This is a genomic window from Peribacillus sp. Bi96, assembly GCF_918698115.1.
Lineage (GTDB): Bacteria > Bacillota > Bacilli > Bacillales > DSM-1321 > Peribacillus.
In genome coordinates this window covers 1-20409 of record NZ_CAKKLV010000006.1, presented here as the reverse complement: position 1 = coordinate 20409, position 20409 = coordinate 1, and the positions used below count along the sequence as shown (strand labels likewise).

The window sequence follows — 20409 nt, the reverse complement described above, 5'->3', positions numbered from 1 at the left end:
TTTTTAAATAATTGAATGTTCAAAGCTAAAATTATAGGGGTCTCCGACACTTCCATCTATTTAAAACTTTGGTATTTTAATGGGAATTTAATTATCCGATAGGATACCATTGCTGAACTAGACGGGGGAATTCCTTGTGTTTGTATATGAATATACGTAATTTTTTATTTTTTTATTGTATTCAGTTTATTTTAGTATTATGGTTATATTAATCGTTTTTTAAATCCAACAGGACCATATTATAATATATTATAATAACTAAATATTCTTATTTAACTGATATTGTTTATTTTTTATGTAGTTAGGATACATGAAAAGATAAATGTGAAAATATATCAAAATAATTACAACAACGATAAAATGGACCTTATAAGATCGGTATCCTTTGTTGGGGAAATAAACTTGTGAATAAAAAGTGGTGTAACCATCACGCTTTTTTTCTAAATATTTAATAAATAAAATACATATTGATGAGGGTGGTAGCAATGGGGAAACGTATAGAAAAAGTACTTGCGGCTAATCGTGGAGAAATAGCGATACGGATTTTTCGTGCATGTACAGAATTAGATATTCATACAGTTGCAATCTATTCAAAAGAAGATTATGGCTCTTATCACCGATATAAAGCGGATGAAGCATATCTCGTTGGGGAAGGCAAAAAGCCGATTGATGCCTATCTGGATATTGAAGGTATAATTGCGATTGCCAAAATGAGCGGAGTCGATGCAATTCATCCTGGTTATGGTTTCCTTTCAGAAAATATTGATTTTGCGAAACGTTGTGAAGAAGAAGGAATAATCTTCATCGGGCCAGAATCAAGACACCTAGATATGTTTGGTGACAAAGTAAAAGCAAGAACACAAGCTGAACTAGCTGATATCCCGGTCATACCTGGTAGCGATGGACCAGTGACCAGTGTAAATGAGGTCAAGGAATTTGGTGAACAATACGGTTTTCCAATTATTATAAAAGCCTCTTTAGGCGGCGGCGGACGTGGAATGCGGATTGTCGAAAAAATTGAAGAAGTTGAAGAAGCTTATGATCGGGCAAAATCCGAAGCAAAAGCAGCCTTTGGTAATGATGAAGTCTATGTTGAGAGATTCATACAAAATCCAAAGCATATCGAAGTTCAGATATTGGCTGATACTCATGGGAATATCGTCCATCTATATGAACGTGACTGTTCCGTACAGAGACGGCACCAAAAAGTTGTGGAAGTTGCACCTTCCGTTTCCCTTACGGAGGATTTAAGGGAAAGAATTTGTGAAGCAGCAGTCAAGTTGGCGGAAAATATCGACTATGTCAATGCTGGTACGGTCGAGTTCCTCGTAGCAAATGGCGAATTTTACTTTATTGAAGTCAATCCAAGGGTACAGGTTGAACATACCATTACTGAAATGATTACTGGCATTGATATCGTTCAATCCCAAATCATGGTTGCAGAAGGGCATGAGCTTCATGGCAAAAAGATAGGAATTCCAGAACAAGCAGGAATTAAAACACATGGGTATGCCATTCAATCACGGGTGACGACTGAGGACCCATTGAATAATTTCATGCCCGATACCGGGAAAATGATGGTATACCGTTCCGGTGGGGGATTTGGTGTCCGTCTGGACGCTGGGAACGGGTTCCAAGGTGCGGTGATCACACCTTATTATGATTCCCTTCTCGTTAAACTTTCCACTCATGCGCTTTCATTTGAGCAAGCAGCTTCTAAAATGGTTCGTAATCTTAAGGAATTCAGGATCCGTGGGATTAAAACAAATATCCCCTTCCTTGAAAATGTTGTTAAACATGAAAAATTCATCAATGGAGAATATGATACATCCTTCATTGATTCAACACCGGAATTGTTTAACTTCCCGGTCAGGAAAGACCGTGGGACAAAAATGCTCTCCTATATCGGAAATGTTACGGTAAATGGTTTCCCGGGTGTTGAGAAAAAGAAAAAACCTGTCTTCGATCCTGCTCCAATTCCGAATGTTGGTGGCCTGCCGCTTATTTCGGGTACAAAAAATATTCTGGAACAAAAAGGTGCAGAAGGACTTGTTAATTGGATTAAAGAGCAAAAAGAGGTATTGATCACAGATACGACTTTCCGTGATGCACATCAATCTTTATTGGCGACGAGAATTAGATCGAAAGATATCCTTGATATCGCTGAGCCTACAGCAAAACTTCTTCCTGATTTATTTTCAATGGAAATGTGGGGCGGGGCGACTTTTGATGTAGCTTATCGCTTCTTGAAGGAAGATCCATGGGACAGGCTGTTAAGTTTCAGGAAAAAAGCACCGAACGTCCTTTTACAAATGCTTTTAAGGGCTTCAAATGCAGTTGGCTATAAAAATTACCCTGATAATGTCATTCGTGAATTCGTAGAGAAATCAGCGGATGCAGGTATTGATGTTTACCGTATTTTCGATAGTTTAAACTGGGTTAAAGGGATGGAAGTCGCTATAGATGCTGTCCGTCAATCTGGAAAAATTGCCGAAGCGGCCATTTGTTATACTGGGGATTTGAATGATCCATCACGCAGCAAATATAATATCGACTACTATAAAAACATGGCGAAGGAATTGGAACATGCCGGTGCCCATATTTTAGCGATCAAAGATATGGCTGGTCTCCTGAAACCGGATGCCGCTTACCGTCTTGTGTCGGAATTGAAAGAAACGACATCCCTTCCAATCCATCTGCATACTCATGATACAAGCGGGAACGGGATTTACATGTATTCAAAAGCGATTGAAGCTGGTGTGGATATCGTTGATACGGCAATTGGGTCTTTAGCCGGGCTAACTTCACAGCCAAGTGTACAAACCTTGCATTATGCACTGGAAGGGTCAAGCAGACAGCCTAAATTGGAAGTCGATTCACTAGAGCGCTTAGGAGAGTATTGGGGAGAGGTCAGGAAATTATACCATGACTTCGAAAGCGGCATGAATGCACCTCATACCGAAGTATACAAACACGAAATGCCTGGCGGTCAATATAGCAATCTGCAGCAACAGGCTAAAGCTGTGGGGCTGGGGGAACGCTGGCATGAAGTGAAAGAGATGTATCAGCGTGTCAATGCAATGTTCGGTGATATCGTTAAAGTAACACCTTCTTCCAAAGTCGTTGGGGACATGGCGTTATTCATGGTTCAAAATAACTTAACTGAAGAAGATGTTCTGACAAAAGGCAAAACCATCGATTTCCCTGATTCAGTAATAGAATTATTCGAAGGCTACCTCGGTCAGCCGGTTGGTGGATTCCCGAAAGAGCTACAGGAAGTTATCCTAAAGGGGAAAAAACCGATAACAGTAAGACCGGGTGAATTATTGGAAGAAGTGGACTTTGGTGCGCTTAAAGAAGAATTATTCAAGGAATCGGGACGGGCTGTCACGGATTTCGATGTACTTGCATATGCCCTATATCCAAAAGTATTCTTGGATTACAATAAAACCATTGATCTGTTTGGCGATGTTTCCAACCTTGATACCGCTACTTTCTTATATGGAATGAGACTAGGGGAAGAAATTGAAGTTGAAATCGAAAAGGGTAAAACGCTCATCGTTAAATTAGTATCAATCGGAGAACCGTTGGCTGATGGGACAAGGGTTGTGTATTTTGATTTGAATGGACAATCACGAGAAGTGATCATCAAAGATGAAAACATTAAATCTTCTGTTATATCAAAAATTAAAGCTGATCCAAAAAATAAAGAACAAATCGGTGCGACAATGCCAGGTACGGTAATTCGTGTGGTCGTCGAGAAAGGCGATCAGGTCAAACAGGGTGATCACTTGATCATTACAGAAGCGATGAAAATGGAAACTACCGTGCAAGCACCTTATTCCGGTACCATTAAAGACATTTATGTTAAAGATGGAGAAGCAATTAGTACCGGTGATTTATTGATTGAATTAACTAAGTAATATCGATGCTTGGGGCGTTCTGGATGATTTGGGTCATATTGGGTTGGCTTGAAGTTTCAAGCTGCCCTATGCCCTCCTTTAGGCAATGTGTTGCCATATGGAATGTCTTCTTAAGGTAAAGAAAGAACCACCATTCTCGGGAATGGTGGTTTTTGTTTTATCTTATTATCTTATTATCTTATTGATTGAACAATCAGACATTAACGAGCGGGGATCGTTGGCGTTATATCCTGTTCGTCCTGTCCGTTGACAATATGGGGGGAGCTTCCTTTTTGCATGGCTAGGGCATTTTTTTTGCTTCTTGAAGTCAATAGCATCAAGTAACTCATTACTCCAAAAAAGCAGGCAATGAACAATGCGTGTGCCAAAGCGATATATAAATTCAGCCTTGAGACAATGATAAAGGCTCCAGCGGTAACTTGTAAAAAAACGAGAATGAATGCAGTAATCCAACCGCCATATAATACTTTTTGATTTTTGTAATATTTATGAGCAATATAAGTCACATAAGATACCCAAATGAAAATCATGCCAGCAATTGCACGGTGCCCCATTTGAACCCATTCATAAAGGTTGGAGGGGAGCGCAAGGCTGTCATTCACACATAGAGGCCAATCCTTACAGATTAAACTAGATTCTGTATGCCTCACAAGGGCACCCGTATATACCACTACTAGACTGAAAATCAATACGCCGATAATATGGAATTTCATTCGTTTATCAACTATAAGTTTTTCTGCTTCGAACTTCTTGTCCACTTCAAAAATCAATAGTGTTAGTAAAAGGACGGAAGCAAAGGAAATGAGTGATATGCCAAAATGCAGGGCCAGAATGAAATCGGATTGTGACCAAAGGACGGCTGCTGCTCCAATCAGCCCTTGTAATAACAGAAAACTAAAAGAAAGAACGGATAAGAAGCGTGCTTCGCGAATATGGCCAATTTTTCGCCAAGATAAATACGATAAAATTAAAACCAGGAATCCTCCTGTACCTGAAACGAGTCGATGGGAAAGCTCAATGATCAATTCAAGCGTGATTTTGTCAGGGATCAATTGACCATTGCACAATGGCCAGGACCTGCCGCATCCCATGCCGGAATCCGTCTTCGTGACTAAAGCTCCACCCAGTAAGATGAAAAGCATTACAATCGTAGTTAAAACAGCAAACCATTTAAGAGACGATTTCACTAGTAGTCCCACCTTTTTCTCTGTAGACAAGTTAGTTTATTCCATACAATTCATAATAGCATAAGATTTTACATAATATTTGTCGAACTTCCTCGATATTACACAAAATAGAATGATTTTACAAGTTCAGTTAATATTATGGCCATTAATTAAAATGCCCGAAATGGTTGAAAGTTGCAAAAGACTTTGATAGAAATAAAGGGAGTGTAAACCTTCAAGTAGGTGCAAAATAGAGATAGACCTAGGGGATGATCATAATAACGTACGATTCGTGTTCTTGATGACAAACTTATCATGTGCAGTGAAATTATCGAGACACAAATTGGTCAAAAATATACAAAAAATTTTCACAAAAGCTTCCAAAAATATGCTTTAATATATTGAAGAAATGATTTTACTAAATTTTACTGTTTTTAAGCATGATATTAAGAATAGTAGCTATTGATGGATTCCATTGGTAACGGTCATTGGTAAATAATTTACTTTTTGTTTACGCTTCTTTGGTTACAAATATCAAAAAGTATGAAATAATGTTCTATAGCATATGTAAGTATTTTTTTTTACATTTGCGTCTTTGCTGAATGGATTTAAAGGAGGAAAACAAATGTCAGAAACAAGGGGTTTGTCGGAAGCTGTCATGAAGGACAGTAAAGCCGCCCTTCAATCGGATATACCGGAAACAACTGCTTGGAAGGATTTTCTCGCACTGATAAAAGTGGGGATTGTCAATTCAAATATAATTACAGCCTTTACCGGCGTATGGTTAGCCCTTCATTTTTCGGGGCTTAGCTTCTTAAGTAATCTGGATGTAGTGTTTTATACACTTGCAGGCTCGGCACTTATTATGGCGGGATCATGCAGTTTCAATAATTATTATGACCGTGATATCGATCATTTAATGGAAAGAACGAAAAACAGGCCAACGGTAACTGGGAAAGTACAACCTTCAAAGGTATTGGCGTTAAGCTTTGGTTTAATTGCCGCCGGGCTGATTTTACTCGCATTGACAAATATGACAACTGCCATCCTTGGTGCACTTGGCGTCTTCGCCTATGTTGTCTTATATACCATGGTTTTTAAACGCAGATTTGTTTCAAATACGATTATAGGCAGCATATCTGGAGCGGTACCTCCACTAATCGGGTGGGCTGCCGTTGACCCTAACCTTGATATGATTGCTTGGGTTCTGTTTGCAATCATGTTCTTGTGGCAGCCGCCTCATTTTTATGCACTTGCAATGAGGCGTGTCGAAGAATATCGTGCAGCGGGGGTACCGATGCTTCCGGTTGTAAAAGGGTTCAAGGCTGCTAAAAGATCAATTATGTTATGGATCATTTGTTTAATGTTCATTCCTTTCTTCTTAACTCCATTAGGAACTCCACTGGTAGTTCTTGCTGCTTTATTGAGCACAGGTTGGCTTATTTTGGGGATTAAAGGGTACAAAAAGAAAGATGATGTTAAATGGGCAACATCCATGTTTGTATATTCTTTAAATTATATGACCATTTTATTTGTAGCGATGGTTATTGTTACACTTATCTAGTTTTGGTTAAATTAAACTGAAGCCTGTTCTTGTACAGGCTTCAGCTTACCAATAAATAATGCACTAACCGCCATTTCATACATATTAACGGAGTCAACAGGTCATTCATAAGAGCGGTTACATGAATCTTAGTAGTAATTCCTTAGATTAGGGATTCTTTCTTTTTAGAAATTGACATAGAGAGAATATTCGCAATTGCGCCCATTTTTATTTTTGTGAGAAAATTTTGACGAAAGAGGGGTTTCTGAAGCTATGAAAAAAAGGCTGCACAAATGGCGCCTAATTGCTTTGCTGGGTATTGTAGGACTTGTCCTTTCGGGCTGCGGCGAACCATTTCTATCCGCACTGAAGCCAGCTGGCGATGTTGCGCAATCTCAGTATGACTTACTGATATTGAGTACACTAATCATGGTACTGGTTATTATTGTTGTGATTATTTTGTTCGTTGTAGTTTTACTGCGCTTCCGTCGGAAGAAAGGCGACGAAACAATACCGAAACAAATTGAAGGAAGTCATAAACTCGAAATTATCTGGACTGTTATCCCTATCCTTCTTTTAATTGTTCTGGCTGTTCCAACTGTCGTCACGACTTTCGACTTAGCTGACACAAAGGCAATGGATAAGAAAGATAAGGATGGAAAAACGAAGGATGCTCTTGTCGTGAATGTTAGGGCGAACCTTTATTGGTGGGAGTTTGAATATCCAGACCTTGGCGTTATCACAAGTCAGGATTTGGTTGTGCCAACCGACCAAAAAGTCTATTTCAATCTTACTGCTTCAGATGTCAAGCATTCATTTTGGATACCGGCTGCCGGAGGAAAGATGGATACAAATACAGAGGGAGTCAATAAGTTTTACTTAGAATTCGATAGTAAAAAGGCAGAAGATTCGAACAACTTATTTTACGGGAAATGTGCTGAACTTTGCGGTCCTTCCCATGCCTTGATGGATTTTAAGGTCGTACCGAAGTCTAAAAGTGACTTTGAAGCTTGGGCTAAAGATATGAAAGCCACGAAAGAGCCTGTCGTGGAAGGTGATGTAGCCAAGCAGGGTGAAGCTGTGTTTAATAAAAGTTGTATAGGTTGTCATGCGGTGACACCAAATGACAGCAGGCCTGAGGCTGCTCGTCAGGCACCGAATCTGTCTACCTTCGGTGAGCGTCAAAAAATTGCTGGCGTATTGGATCACACTGAAGAAAATGTGAAAAATTGGATCAAGGATCCTGAGAAGTATAAACCGGGTAACACGATGACAGGTACTTACGGTGAACTTTCAGATTCAGATATTAATGCACTGGCAGCTTATCTTTTAGAGCTTAAAGTGGAAGAAAAATAGAACATTAATTAAGGAGGTTAAATCGTGAGTACGTACGCTAATAAAAAAGGATTTGGCGCTACGATTTGGGATTATCTGACGACGGTAGACCATAAGAAAATCGCCATTTTATATCTTATCTCTGGCGGGTTATTCTTTGTAATCGGCGGTTTGGAAGCGATGTTTATCCGTATCCAGCTTGCAATTCCAAATAATGACTTCGTAAGTGCCGGATTTTATAATGAAATATTGACCATGCACGGTACGACAATGATATTTCTGGCGGCCATGCCATTAGTATTCGCTGTAATGAATGCGGTCGTACCCTTACAAATAGGGGCACGTGATGTTGCGTTTCCATTTTTAAACTCGTTAGGTTTTTGGTTATTTTTCTTCGGAGGAGTCTTTTTGAATCTTTCGTGGTTTTTAGGGGGGGCTCCTGATGCAGGCTGGACATCATATGCATCACTTTCCCTGCACTCCGCTGGCCATGGCATAGATTTTTATGTCCTTGGACTACAATTATCAGGGTTTGGAACACTAATGGCAGGGATCAATTTCCTTGTTACCATTATTAATATGCGTACGCCGGGCATGACCTATATGCGTATGCCGCTGTTTACATGGTCAACTTTCGTCGTTTCTGCATTGATATTATTCGCTTTTCCTCCGCTTACCGTAGGATTGGTGCTAATGATGTTCGATCGGATGTTTGGTGCGAATTTCTTCGATGTAGCAGCAGGGGGAAATACGATCATTTGGGAGCATTTATTCTGGATATTCGGTCACCCGGAAGTGTATATCCTGATTCTTCCTGCATTTGGTATTTTTTCTGAAATTTTTGCTACATTCTCGAGAAAAAGATTGTTCGGTTATTCCTCGATGGTATTCGCAACCGTCTTAATCGGTTTCTTAGGTTTCATGGTATGGGCCCACCATATGTTTACAACAGGTTTGGGACCTATCGCAAATGCGATTTTTGCTGTAGCTACCATGGCAATCGCGGTACCAACAGGTATTAAGATATTCAACTGGATTTTTACGATGTGGGGTGGAAGTGTCAAGTTCACGGTTCCGATGCTTTATGCCGTTGCCTTTATTCCTACATTTACGATGGGTGGCGTGACAGGTATCATGCTTGCATCAGCACCTGCTGATTATCAATACCATGATAGTTATTTCGTTGTTGCCCATTTCCATTATGTAATTGTCGGTGGGGTTGTATTGGGATTACTGGCTGGAATCAATTTCTATTGGCCGAAGATGTTTGGAACGATGTTAAGTGAAAAATTGGGGCAAATCACATTTTGGACGTTCTTGATTGGTTTCCATTTAACATTCTTCATTCAACATTTCTTAGGTCTGATGGGTATGCCTCGTCGCGTATTTACGTTCTTGGACAATCAAGGTTTCAATGCAGGTAATATGATAAGTACCGTTGGAGCCTTCTTAATGGCATTTGGTGTCTTGGTTATGGTCATCAATATAATCATTACATCTGTAAAAAATGAAAAAGTCGGCAATGATCCATGGGGAGATGGCCGTACGCTTGAGTGGGCCATTGCATCACCACCGCCGTTTTATAATTTTAAACAACTTCCGCTGGTCCGCGGTTTAGATCCTTACTGGGTTGAGAAAATGGAAGGTAAAAAGGAAATGACTCCTGCAGAACCACTTGGGGATATCCATATGCCGAATTCATCCATTCTGCCTGTAACGATTGCTTTGGGTTTATTTGTAGCCGCATTCGGTGCTTTATATCATATGGATGACAAGTCATGGACACTGCCTATCATCATCGTTGGGCTTTTGATCACATTCGGATCGATGTTAATCCGTTCCGTTAAAGATGATCATGGTTTCCATATCCATAAAGAGGAATTAATGGACGATAAAGACAAGGGAGGGAAGGCATAATGCAAACAGATGAAAAATTCACGGATGCCACTTGGCCTGCTGCTCCCGAAAAAGCAACTCTGGAAGGGAAAAATAAGTATTTGGGATTTTGGTTGTTTCTTGGTGGAGAAACAGTACTATTTGCCTCCCTATTTGCAACTTACCTTGCCTTAAAGGATAAAGTACCAAATGGTGAAGCAGCCCTAGCAAAAGATTTATTCGAATTACCGCTTACTTTTGTTGCGACCATGCTGTTATTGACCAGTTCATTAACAAGCGTATATGCGGTATACCATATGAAAAATAACCACTTTAAACAAATGCAAGCCTGGTTTGTCATTACGATTGCTCTTGGCTTTGGTTTCCTAGGCCTTGAGATTTATGAATTTAATCACTATGTTCATGAATATCATCATACATTTACAAGTAGTGCATTCGGCTCCGCTTTCTATACGTTAGTCGGTTTTCACGGTGGACACGTTGCCTTTGGTTTAATGTGGTTCATTTCTCTGATGGTGCGCAATGCAAGAAGGGGTTTGAATTTATACAATGCCCCTAAATTTTATATCGCGAGTCTTTATTGGCATTTCATTGACGTAGTCTGGGTGTTTATCTTTACAGTCGTATACTTAATGGGAATGGTGGGATAACTGATGGCGAATGAACAGTCAAATTCAGCGAACCCGAATGTCGATTTAAAATATCGCCGTAAGAAAAATGCTGAAGAGATGAAACATCAAGTGATAACATTTGTGCTAATGATTTTCTTTACATTACTATCTTTTGCTGCAGTAGGAATTGAAGGTTTTTCACATTGGTTCATTAAACCGGTCATTTTGCTGCTGGCAGTTATACAAGTGATTTTCCAACTGTATTATTTTATGCATATGAAGCATAAAGGGCATGGTACCATTGCATTGTTTTTATTTTCTGGCCTTGCAGTCGGCTTGATAACTGTCCTTGTATTCACAACGATCGTTTGGTTATAAACCATAAAGAAAATCGGCTATTGAATGATAGCCGGTTTTCTTTATGTATGTGTTGATTTCCAGAAAAGGAATCCAAGTTTATCTATATTTGTTACTAAGTTTTAATTTAGGTATAATAAAGTAAGAAAAAGTTTATGAACGAGGTGATTTTTTTGTCTATTGATATTTTCGGATTTCGAGCTTTATGGAGTCCTTACTATTTTGCCGTCCTCGTACTTATAACCGTTGGCTATTTTTGGCTGGTGACAAAAAAAAGGGAAGAGTTTTCGGGCAGTTCATCCCCTTTCGTTAAACAGACAACTTATTTTTTAATTGCTATGATCCTACTTTATATAGTAAAAGGATCGCCACTGGACTTGTTGAGCCATATCATGTTCAGTGCCCATATGTTTCAAATGGCCTTGCTCTATCTGGTGATTCCGCCTTTATTTATTATTGCGATACCAGATTGGGTTTGGAGATCTTTCATAAATTCAAGGGGAGTGAATGCGTTTTTTCATTTTTTCACGAGGCCCCTTGTCGCCCTTTTACTATTTAATGTCCTATTCTCGTTGTACCATATCCCGCTAGTGTTCGACTTTATCAAAACGGGGATGTGGATTCATGCCGGATACACGGTGCTCTTATTTACGACTGCAGTTCTGATGTGGTTCCCACTTGTTAATCAACTGCCAGAACACGAAAGCCTATCGGGTGTAAAAAAGGTGGCTTATATTTTCGGAAGTGGCATATTAATGACTCCAGCTTGTGCTTTAATCATTTTTGCTAATGCCCCAATGTATGATACATTTACGAATGCTGAATCTTGGGCGAGTGCCATGGAACTTTGCGTACCTGCTTCAGCACTGTCAAATTTAACGCTCAGTGGTCCGGAAATGTTCAATGGATTGCCATTGCTTGAGGATCAACAGCTTGGTGGGGTGTTGATGAAGGTGATTCAAGAAATCGTATTAGGCTATGTATTAGGTGTCATTTTCTTTGCTTGGTTCAAACAGGAGAATGGCGGGCAAAATGATATCGATCCGGTTCCTTCGGATTTTCAGACTGTAAAATAGGTGAACCGCAAAAGACTTGTCTAGGCCGGACAAGTTTTTTGTATGTCATTGCTGCTAAGTATTGCTGGGGAATGGATATCAATTGAAAAGCAAATAGCTAGTGATTTGTCTTGGCTTTTCTATAAAAGTGAGCATTCTGTTAATAATACTTGATTTTATTGTATTTTATGATTACCTCTTATAAAATGGTAGTTGATTAATAAATATAGAGAGGACTACAATTCATATGTCTTTACCAATCCTTCCAACGATAAGTACAGCTTTTATTGTATTAAGTGCCATCACTGTTGCAATAGGCTGGTATCAAATTAAACAACGCAAGATCGAGACCCATAAAAAAACCATGATGGTAGCTGCTGTTTTTGCGGTAATCTTTTTCGCTATATATCTTTCTCGTACGGTCTTTATTGGCAGTACGTCATTTGGTGGACCCGCTGACATTAAAATTTATTATACGATTTTTTTGATCTTCCACATAACGCTTGCTACAACTGGAGCTGTTTTGGGAATCATCATGCTTACCACTGGGTTTAAAGGGAAATTTGCCATTCATAAAAAAATCGGGCCTACGACAAGTATCATTTGGTTTTTCACTGGGATTACTGGAGTAGCCGTTTACATTCTGCTTTATGTCATTTATCATGGCGGAGAAACAACCTCTTTAATAAAGGCGATCCTAGGATTTTAAATAATGAAAAAGCCTGGTGCAAAAAGCATCAGGCTTTTGTAATGGATGCAAAAAAGAGAGCATCAAATATGATACCCTCTTTTGTACCGCATTTGTACTAACGGCTTTTACAGGCCATTGAATTGAGTAAGTTCTTCTTTGATCTGAGCGAGGTTTTTTTCGCATTGTTTAACTAGTGATGCAGGGAAGTCCTCTCCTTCGCCATATTCAACTCCATGTGGATAATAGTGTTTCCCTAATAGAGGAACCATTAGTTTGATGACGGCCCTGTGAGCGCCTACATCACCTTCTGTAGCATAGCCAAGTATTCGCAGGTAAAACGTGCCTTCTTTTAATTCGAATTTACGATCGTAACTGACTCTTTCATAATCCCATTGTTCTGCACGTATTAAACCGTACTGCGGCATTAGGTCATCTAATCGGTTTAAGTCGGCTGTGATGTTTTCGATTCCAAAGCTTTCAAATTTCACGAGTAGTACCTCCTATGTTTACTTTTGAGAATTAAAATGACATACCGGGAAAATATTATGTACATGAATATATTAAAAATCTCCAAGTATGTTTATAATATACCATTTTATCCTATATTTTATAATAGTATGAAATGGTGGAAGTTGCAATGAACTAAAACCATGGTATTTTAATCATTCGCAAAAGTTCCACTTTTAAATAAATTTAATGAAGCGGCAGTCTAACGTAAATTAGAAAAATATGATTGAACAATGATATAATCAGGAAAGAAAGGTTTTTGCATTGGATACATAAATTAGATAGAGAGAGGGTGTGTTCCTCTGCGCAGTTTAGGTAAGGTGTTGGTGTTAATCGTTATTTTTTTCGTAATCGGTATTTATCTTAATATCGGTGATGAAGATAAAGGAAACCTTCTTATTGATGGTAACAATGGTATTAACCCCAATGAACATATAAATGAAAAGAGTACTTCTTCCCAAAAAGAAGTGGCGACTAAAGCGACAGAAGGTCTGGCAGTAACAATCGGGAAACATGCAAAAGAGATAGAAAAGGAATACGGTGAGCCTGATCGAATTGATATGTCCGCCTATGGATATGAATGGTGGATTTATAAAAAGGACTATAACAATTATTTTCAATTAGCCATAGAAAATGAAAAAGTGGTATCCGCTTATGGAATCGGTGATAAGGTAAATGTGGCTCCTTTTAAAATTGGACAATCCATTGATGCCATCTATTCCAGCTTATATGTGGAACCTACTGTTGATATTGAGGTTGACGACAGTTCCTATCGTTTTGAATTGTCAGAGGAAGATATGAACATGAGGCCTTTGGTTCAGCTAGGCGACATACATGTTCAGCTGTATTTGGATAAATTCACAGGAACTGTTTCAAGTATTCGGTTTCTGGATGATTCCGCCCTTTTAAAGCAGCAGCCTTATGAGTTGACCTATCATGGAAAACTTTTGACAGTTGAGGACCTTTCTAAAGAAGACTTGGTGAAGGTGGAAGATGGAAATGAGCAGCAGATTTTCGATATTACGAATATCATGCGCCGCAGATTTGATTTGAAGCCTTTAGAGTGGGATGGTCCTGCAGCGGAGGTTGCTTACCTTCATAGCCGGGAAATGACGGACACTCCTGAAGGAACCCATGTTTCTGAAGCAAATGGGGACTTGGAAAAACGTCTTGATGCAGGTCATGTTAAATACAAAGCAGCAGGTGAAAATATTGCGGCTAAGTATGTGGACGCAGCGGAAGTGATGGAAGGCTGGCTAAATAGTAAAGGGCATCGGGATGCGATGCTTAACGAGGAATTTACAGGACTGGGTGTTGGGGTTTATAAAAAGTACTACACCCAGAATTTTATAAAAAAATAAAAAAAACGGATCCAATTTGGGTCCGTTTTTTTGTTATGGCTCCTTTCATTATCAAGATGAAAAAGTTCCCTGTCAATACAGCACGAAGTTCACACTCATCATGGTAGACCTTCCCCTCAATGAAAATTCTATGTATAAATTGGCACGTACACGTTAATTCATCCCCTGTTTGCCTACATCCTTATGTAATTGAACAAGCATGAAATATATCAATATTTTCCTTTTGCTTTAATCCAACATGTTTATACCTCCTTTTCACTGGTATTACACGATAAGGAAATTCGATTGCATTTTCAAAGGAATGGATGCACTTTTTATTTCACTGTAGCATATGGTGGAATAGGCGATGTCTATGTGTGAGGTGAGAGTAATGGCAAAAAAAAAGCGCCCATCCGTCGATGGATTTCGGGAGTTTGTCAAGAAGCATCCTTATTTAGTGAACGAAGTGAGAAACAAGCAAGCAACATGGCAGGAACTTTTTGAAGAATGGTATTTACTCGGGGAAGATCATCCACGCTGGCAGGCTGACGGCAGTGTGAAAGATTCCTTGGTGAATTCAGAAACCCCGTCACAGCCGGAAGATAAGGGAGAACAGGGTACAGAGTTGATCGGTTCGTTAATGAGTGCAGTTAAAAATATGGATATGGGCCAGATTCAACAATATATTACCAATGCCAATCAGGCCATTGGAGCAATCCAAGGAGTTCTATCTGCTTTCCAAGGGAATAAATCAGGTGAGTCCAGTTCTCCACCAAAAGAAAAAGAGCAGAGAGCTAACCCTTTTATATTCACCAAAGATTAAGGAGGGCATTTCATGCGTCAAAATATATATGAATTCATTCAAACAAACGAAGATATGCGAAATTACTTGAGAGTACAACCTGGGTGGTATAAAAGACTAATGCGTAATCCCCATGAAGTGGATGTTTTTGAAACCGAAGCGAAATATTATTTTGAGAAGTCGATTCCCCATCGGGTTTCTAAATTTTCGGAAAGCGTTCAGGTTGCCTCCATGATGCTCCATATGTTCCAGGCAATGAACGCTCCAGGTGAATGAAGAAAAAAAGAGTAAAATACTCCTTTTGGCGAACAATAAAGGCAAAAGGGGGACGATGGTATGAGAAAGTTGATTTTGGTTCTAACAGTGTTGATGGCAGCTGCAGGTTGTGGAAAGAAAATACCGGAACCTGAGAATTCAGGAGCAGCTATAAAAGATGTATCTACCCTAAAAGCTGCCACCACTGTATCAAGCGTCCGAGATTCAGATGAAGATTTTCGGGTAAATACCTTTGTGAAAGGCAACTCTGTATACGTAGAGTGCTACTTGAAAAACTATGGTTTTTCTGAAGCGAATTCCGATCAATTGGCAACTGTGTCCGTATTTATTGATAATCAAAAGAAAGTCGATATGAGAACGGCAGCATTTATCTTAAAGGATATCCCGAATGGCATGCATAAAATAAGGCTGGAGATCTTAAATGATTCAGGTGAAAAAACAGGGTTGCAAAAAGAGTTTAAGGTACATATCACTTCATCGATTTAATCAAACCATTAGCATCTGAAAGAGAGAAATGGTAAAATGATGATGGAGGTGAGCTTGTTCATGCTTGCTACTATGGAAATCATCGACATTTTACAACAGGCTGACGGATTGGCTGATATGATCCTTCATTCTGATATAGGGGAAGAATATCTCCTTAGTTTATATAAATTACAGAGCGACAAAGAGGCACAGCGGAAGATTTCGAAGTTTACTTCATTAAAGGATCATTTTGAAGATGTTCAGAGGTTCGGTAAGTATCATCCGGATTATAAACGCATCAATTTAGAGACAAGAGAAGCTAAACGAGATATGGATATGCATCCTGCCGTTGCTGAGTTTAAAAGGGCGGAGACCGAATTGCAATCCGTTCTTGATGAGATAAGCGGAAGAATAGGCCGTGCGGTTTCCGAACAGGTCAAAACCCCTGCAGGAAATCCATTTTTTGTATCTTCCGGTGGATGTTCATCGGGAAGCTGCGGAACTGGTGGAAGTTGTGGGTGCTCCGCTTAGCAATCATAACGAATGCCTACGAATTGGGATTCATGCAATGACATAAGGCCATCGAAATTCGGTATTGCTTTCGGATTTCGGTGGCTGTGTCATGTAAGAAAACCGCCATCGGGGCAGTGGGATATAATCAACCGAGGCATGCTTAACTTGAACCTCATCCCATACGAAGCTTTAGGGCTTCATTTACCAGTTGCAATCAACGAACGCTGAACGTTTAACTGCGAAATAGGATACAGTCGGGACAAAGGTTGCCGCAGCAAAACATCTTTTGTTGCGGCACAAAAAAACGATGGCGGAATACATATACATGTTCTTCCTGCCGTACAAAAATGGTTTCACAATGGAGCTGCTTGCCGCGCATTGAAAGGCTTGCGGCTTTTTTTATTAAGAAAAAAAGCTTACTTTTATCATTTTGTGCCAAATGATAATGGATATATATAAATGGTATGCCGGTGAACTTCCTGAACGAAGCTTGTGTAATTTCTTCATTATCTAACAGATGATCAATAAATTGATGCCAAATTTGATCTAAATCCATTGATTTGTTGGCTCCCTTCATATATATATTCATAATAGTAAGAGAATTTCGTTTATAATCTTTTTTCTTGGTTGAAAGTAAAGATTCTGCTATGCTACACTTAGTTAAAACCTTTATAAAAGGGAGTTATTGATATGCTTGGAGCGAGACAAGGAATCATCGTCTATTTACATACATTAAAACAAGCCAAAATGCTTAGGAAGTTTGGAAATATCCATTATGTTTCAAAAAAGTTGAAATATGTAGTCCTCTATACGAATATGGACGAAGTGGAACCACTGGTGGAGAAATTGAATAATTATTCGTTCGTAAAAAAAGTGGACCTTTCTTATAAGCCTTTTTTGAAGTTGGAATTTGAAAACTCCAAACCGGATAAAGCGAAAGAATATGATTATAAAATGGGAATTTGAAAAAAGCTGACTCATGCGGAGTCAGCTTTTTTCAATTCAGAGCATCAGCCTAATGGAGGTAGGTACCTATTCATTCGCAAAATGCCGATTAAGTGCTGGTAGTATAACTCGATTTCTGCAAAGAGAAACGAAGATTTCACATCGATTTCAATAATGGGTTTATCTAGTTCCTCCGACAAGTTCTCAAAAAGCTCATACCGTTTGTTTTTGGTGACATGAGGGTTTGGTATTCCTTCACGGCAAATATAAAGCGGTTGGAATTTCCCTGGGTCTGTAGGCGACATGACGATCACCAATGAGGTTACCTTTTTATCATGCATTGTAGTATGCAGGGCCAATAGCCTTGCAACTCGATGCTTCTGATTGCGTCCTACTTCAAGCAGTTCATATATATCGGAATATCCTTGTCCAAGTTCAATAAAACGTTGAATCAATTAAACCTCTCCTAACTAACTTATTATTCATTACTTTATCATTTTCCCTCATAAAAGAGAAGGACTACTTCATTGACAAAGAACACTAGACATCAGAGGTTTACAAAAAAAAAGCCCTGCAAAAATTTGCAGGGTCCTTCTATGTCTATTTAAGGACCAGAAGGCAAAGGGAGAGGAGAAACCGGAGGAAGAACTTATGGGGAAACGTAAGCCTTCTCCGCGGTTGGCAACAACACCTAAAAAGGAATGTTGTTATTCACATTATTGCCAAAAACGACTTTATTATTCAAAATGAAAGAGATTTATAAAAAGAATGATTGTCTACTATACAATGTAAAAAATTCATAAGTGGATGTTTATCTTGGAATGAAGGAATTGGCTTTTATTATTGGCTAGTTTTTTCTAATATGTTAGGATAGGAAAGTAACAGAAATTTGTCATAAAATGTGGTGAGAATGATGAGGGTCGTTTCCGGAACTTGTAAAGGAAGACCACTTAAGGCTGTACCGGGTACAGGAACCCGGCCGACTACGGATAAAGTCAAGGAATCCATTTTTAATATGATTGGACCTTATTTCGAAGGTGGGCTAGTCCTTGATTTGTTTGCTGGTAGCGGTGGACTGGGAATTGAAGCGTTAAGCAGGGGCATGGATAAAGCCATATTTGTCGACCGGGATTTCAAAGCAAATCAAACGGTTAAGACCAATTTGGAACTATGCAAGTTTTCAGACCGTGCAGAAGTTTATAAAAATGATTCAGAGCGTGCTTTAAAAGCATTGGTGAAAAGGGAAATGACTTTTGAGTTAATTTTTCTTGATCCGCCTTATAAGAAACAGAAGCTTGTGGATATTCTTGAAGAAATACATAAATACCGATTGCTGAACGATATGGGATATATTGTTTGTGAGCATGGCCATGATGTTACATTGCCTGAAACAGTTGGCGACTTTACCATTAAGAGAAAAGAAGTTTATGGCATGATTGCTGTTACGATTTATCAATGGGGAAACGTAGACGAACAGGGGGAACTATGAATGTCCAAAATAGCGATTTGTCCGGGGAGTTTTGATCCAATAACGTTTGGTCATCTTGATATCATTCAAAGAGGAGCGAATGTCTTTGATGAAGTATATGTGGTCATCGTGAATAATTCAGCGAAAAATTCCCTTTTTACAGTGGAAGAGAGGCTGGAATTGATTACTGAAGCGACGGCCCATATGCCAAATGTTAAAGTGGATTTCTATCAAGGATTGACGGTCGACTATGCTGAAAGCGTTTCCGCCAATGCCATTATCAGGGGATTAAGGGCAACTTCCGACTTTGAATATGAAATGCAGGGAACTTCAATGAACCGATTTCTTAACAGTAAGATAGAGTCATTCTTTATCATGACGAAAAATCAATATTCTTTCTTGAGTTCAAGTATCGTCAAAGAGGTTGCCAAATATGGAGGGGATATCTCCGAACTTGTGCCTCCTGTTGTCCAGAAAGCTCTTGCCAAAAAGTACGAGCAACAGAAAGAATAGAAAAAAGAGCATTGCCAACCGCGCAATGCTCTTTTTTCGGTTTAAGAAAGTTCTTTGAACAGCCTTTTTGTAAATATGATGATGTAAAGGGCAAGAAACCCGATTGTAAGAATAGGACCGAAATCAAGCATATTTTGGTAAAGAGAACTCGCATGTTCACCGGATACACTGACTGGTAAGGCGTGTATCGGGTTGACGCTATACTTATCGCCTTTATAGAGCGGTTCCCAAAGCAAGATGGTAATGATGGATGCCAGAAAGCCATGCGCTATCCTTGCAAGAAAAAATGGAGTGAAACGGATGTCCGTTGCGGCTATAATGCTGGCAACTTGCGCTTGAATGCTGAACCCGTTGAAAGCTAAGATGAAGCTTGTCATCACCGTCATTTGAAAGAGACTTGCATTTTCGACCGCACTGGTTAATTTTGAACCAAGAGTCATTTCAAACATGCCTGAGATGAACGGGAGGCTTAAGGAATCCGGGAAATTGAAAATATGTAAAATCCCTCCGATCCACGATCCGAGCAGTACGGTAATATTCATGTGAAATAGAAGCTTGTTGACTACTGAAAAAAGAATGATGAATCCCCCGATCATTAATAGGGTTTGAATGGATGAGAGAACCGCATCTCCAAGCAAACTGCCAAATGGTCTTGTTTCTTTTAAGCGGGTTCGATGCATCTGGCTAAAGGCCTGTCTAATGGACGGGAGCTTGGTCATTGCTTTTGTATAGGATTTCTCTTCTTTCTGCCGGTAAAAACGCATGATGATGCCTACACAAAAATTTCCTAGGTAATGAGAAAGTGCAAGGATGATCCCCAATTGAGGATTATGGAAAAAACCAACCGCGACGGCTACGAACAAAAACAATGGATTGGATGAATTAGTAAAGCAAACGAGTCTTTCGGCTTCAATGCGGGTCAATTGTTCCTCCTGACGAAGCCTTACCGTGAATTTTGCTCCAGCTGGAAACCCGGATGCAAGTCCCATCGCCCAGACAAACC

General features: G+C 39.4%; 21 protein-coding genes. 16 read left to right on the top strand and 5 right to left on the bottom strand.

Going from position 1 to position 20409, the window contains the following annotated elements; all coding sequences use genetic code 11:
- Window positions 1-485 precede the first annotated feature (485 nt).
- Complete coding sequence (gene pyc / locus LQ203_RS09520) at window positions 486-3923, top strand: pyruvate carboxylase (protein ID WP_230157479.1); 3438 nt, start codon at window positions 486-488, stop codon at window positions 3921-3923.
- A 200-nt stretch (window positions 3924-4123) separates the two neighbouring features.
- On the opposite strand, the gene LQ203_RS09515 is transcribed toward pyc, so the two are convergent.
- Complete coding sequence (locus LQ203_RS09515) at window positions 4124-5110, bottom strand: heme A synthase (RefSeq protein ID WP_230157478.1); 987 nt, start codon at window positions 5108-5110, stop codon at window positions 4124-4126.
- A gap of 604 nt (window positions 5111-5714) precedes the next feature.
- Between LQ203_RS09515 and cyoE the strand changes: the two genes are divergently transcribed.
- The 7 genes from cyoE to LQ203_RS09480 all read left to right on the top strand — a co-directional run bounded on the left by cyoE (window position 5715) and on the right by LQ203_RS09480 (window position 12595).
- Window positions 5715-6653, top strand: a complete 939-nt coding sequence (gene cyoE, locus LQ203_RS09510; protein ID WP_230157477.1) for a heme o synthase — start codon at window positions 5715-5717, stop codon at window positions 6651-6653.
- Window positions 6654-6905: 252 nt separating this feature from the next.
- A complete protein-coding gene (coxB, locus tag LQ203_RS09505; protein ID WP_230157476.1) occupies window positions 6906-7988 on the top strand; it encodes a cytochrome c oxidase subunit II in 1083 nt (360 codons plus the stop codon).
- Window positions 7989-8012: 24 nt separating this feature from the next.
- Window positions 8013-9884 carry a cytochrome c oxidase subunit I gene (ctaD, locus tag LQ203_RS09500; protein ID WP_230157475.1) on the top strand — a complete coding sequence of 624 codons (1872 nt, stop codon included), beginning with the start codon at window positions 8013-8015 and terminating at the stop codon, window positions 9882-9884.
- Window positions 9884-10513 (top strand): cytochrome (ubi)quinol oxidase subunit III, encoded by a 630-nt coding sequence (locus LQ203_RS09495; protein ID WP_230157474.1) that lies wholly within the window; start codon window positions 9884-9886, stop codon window positions 10511-10513. Before ctaD ends, LQ203_RS09495 begins: the two co-directional genes overlap by 1 nt.
- A 3-nt stretch (window positions 10514-10516) precedes the next feature.
- Window positions 10517-10852: a cytochrome c oxidase subunit IVB gene (gene ctaF, locus LQ203_RS09490; protein ID WP_230157472.1), complete on the top strand. Its 336-nt coding sequence runs from the start codon at window positions 10517-10519 to the stop codon at window positions 10850-10852.
- Between the two features lie 143 nt (window positions 10853-10995).
- Entirely contained in the window at window positions 10996-11907 is a 912-nt protein-coding gene (gene ctaG / locus LQ203_RS09485; RefSeq protein WP_356714264.1) for a cytochrome c oxidase assembly factor CtaG, read from the top strand.
- 226 nt (window positions 11908-12133) lie between these two features.
- Window positions 12134-12595 (top strand): DUF420 domain-containing protein, encoded by a 462-nt coding sequence (locus tag LQ203_RS09480; RefSeq protein ID WP_230157469.1) that lies wholly within the window; start codon window positions 12134-12136, stop codon window positions 12593-12595.
- A gap of 107 nt (window positions 12596-12702) precedes the next feature.
- Here LQ203_RS09480 and LQ203_RS09475 read toward each other — a convergent pair whose 3' ends face one another.
- The gene (locus LQ203_RS09475; protein WP_230157467.1) at window positions 12703-13065 is read right to left on the bottom strand and encodes a YugN family protein; all 363 of its coding nucleotides are present in this window, start codon (window positions 13063-13065) and stop codon (window positions 12703-12705) included.
- Between the two features lie 345 nt (window positions 13066-13410).
- Here LQ203_RS09475 and LQ203_RS09470 point away from each other — a divergent pair, with 345 nt between their 5' ends.
- The 5 genes from LQ203_RS09470 (at window position 13411) to LQ203_RS09450 (ending at window position 16498) form a co-directional block, all read left to right on the top strand.
- Window positions 13411-14445, top strand: a complete 1035-nt coding sequence (locus LQ203_RS09470) for a CAP domain-containing protein (protein WP_230157465.1) — start codon at window positions 13411-13413, stop codon at window positions 14443-14445.
- 370 nt (window positions 14446-14815) lie between these two features.
- Window positions 14816-15247: a YlbD family protein gene (locus LQ203_RS09465; protein WP_230157463.1), complete on the top strand. Its 432-nt coding sequence runs from the start codon at window positions 14816-14818 to the stop codon at window positions 15245-15247.
- A gap of 12 nt (window positions 15248-15259) precedes the next feature.
- Window positions 15260-15502, top strand: coding sequence for a YlbE-like family protein (locus LQ203_RS09460; RefSeq protein ID WP_230157461.1), 243 nt, complete (start codon window positions 15260-15262; stop codon window positions 15500-15502).
- Between the two features lie 60 nt (window positions 15503-15562).
- The gene (locus LQ203_RS09455; protein WP_230157459.1) at window positions 15563-15988 is read left to right on the top strand and encodes a hypothetical protein; all 426 of its coding nucleotides are present in this window, start codon (window positions 15563-15565) and stop codon (window positions 15986-15988) included.
- Between the two features lie 60 nt (window positions 15989-16048).
- Window positions 16049-16498, top strand: coding sequence for a YlbF family regulator (locus tag LQ203_RS09450; RefSeq protein WP_230157863.1), 450 nt, complete (start codon window positions 16049-16051; stop codon window positions 16496-16498).
- Window positions 16499-16712: 214 nt separating this feature from the next.
- On the opposite strand, the gene LQ203_RS09445 is transcribed toward LQ203_RS09450, so the two are convergent.
- Entirely contained in the window at window positions 16713-17036 is a 324-nt protein-coding gene (locus LQ203_RS09445) for a hypothetical protein (protein ID WP_230157457.1), read from the bottom strand.
- A gap of 134 nt (window positions 17037-17170) precedes the next feature.
- Between LQ203_RS09445 and LQ203_RS09440 the strand changes: the two genes are divergently transcribed.
- Entirely contained in the window at window positions 17171-17446 is a 276-nt protein-coding gene (locus tag LQ203_RS09440) for a YlbG family protein (protein ID WP_230157456.1), read from the top strand.
- A 44-nt stretch (window positions 17447-17490) separates the two neighbouring features.
- Here the strand turns inward: LQ203_RS09440 and LQ203_RS09435 are convergent, their stop codons facing one another.
- Entirely contained in the window at window positions 17491-17880 is a 390-nt protein-coding gene (locus LQ203_RS09435) for a methylthioribose kinase (protein WP_230157454.1), read from the bottom strand.
- A gap of 458 nt (window positions 17881-18338) precedes the next feature.
- Here LQ203_RS09435 and rsmD point away from each other — a divergent pair, with 458 nt between their 5' ends.
- Window positions 18339-18914, top strand: coding sequence for a 16S rRNA (guanine(966)-N(2))-methyltransferase RsmD (rsmD, locus tag LQ203_RS09430; RefSeq protein WP_230157860.1), 576 nt, complete (start codon window positions 18339-18341; stop codon window positions 18912-18914).
- Entirely contained in the window at window positions 18915-19406 is a 492-nt protein-coding gene (gene coaD / locus LQ203_RS09425) for a pantetheine-phosphate adenylyltransferase (protein ID WP_230157451.1), read from the top strand. It abuts the gene before it with no gap.
- Window positions 19407-19447: 41 nt separating this feature from the next.
- On the opposite strand, the gene LQ203_RS09420 is transcribed toward coaD, so the two are convergent.
- The coding region (locus LQ203_RS09420) for a sporulation integral membrane protein YlbJ (protein ID WP_230157449.1) at window positions 19448-20409 on the bottom strand (962 nt) is incomplete at its 5' end.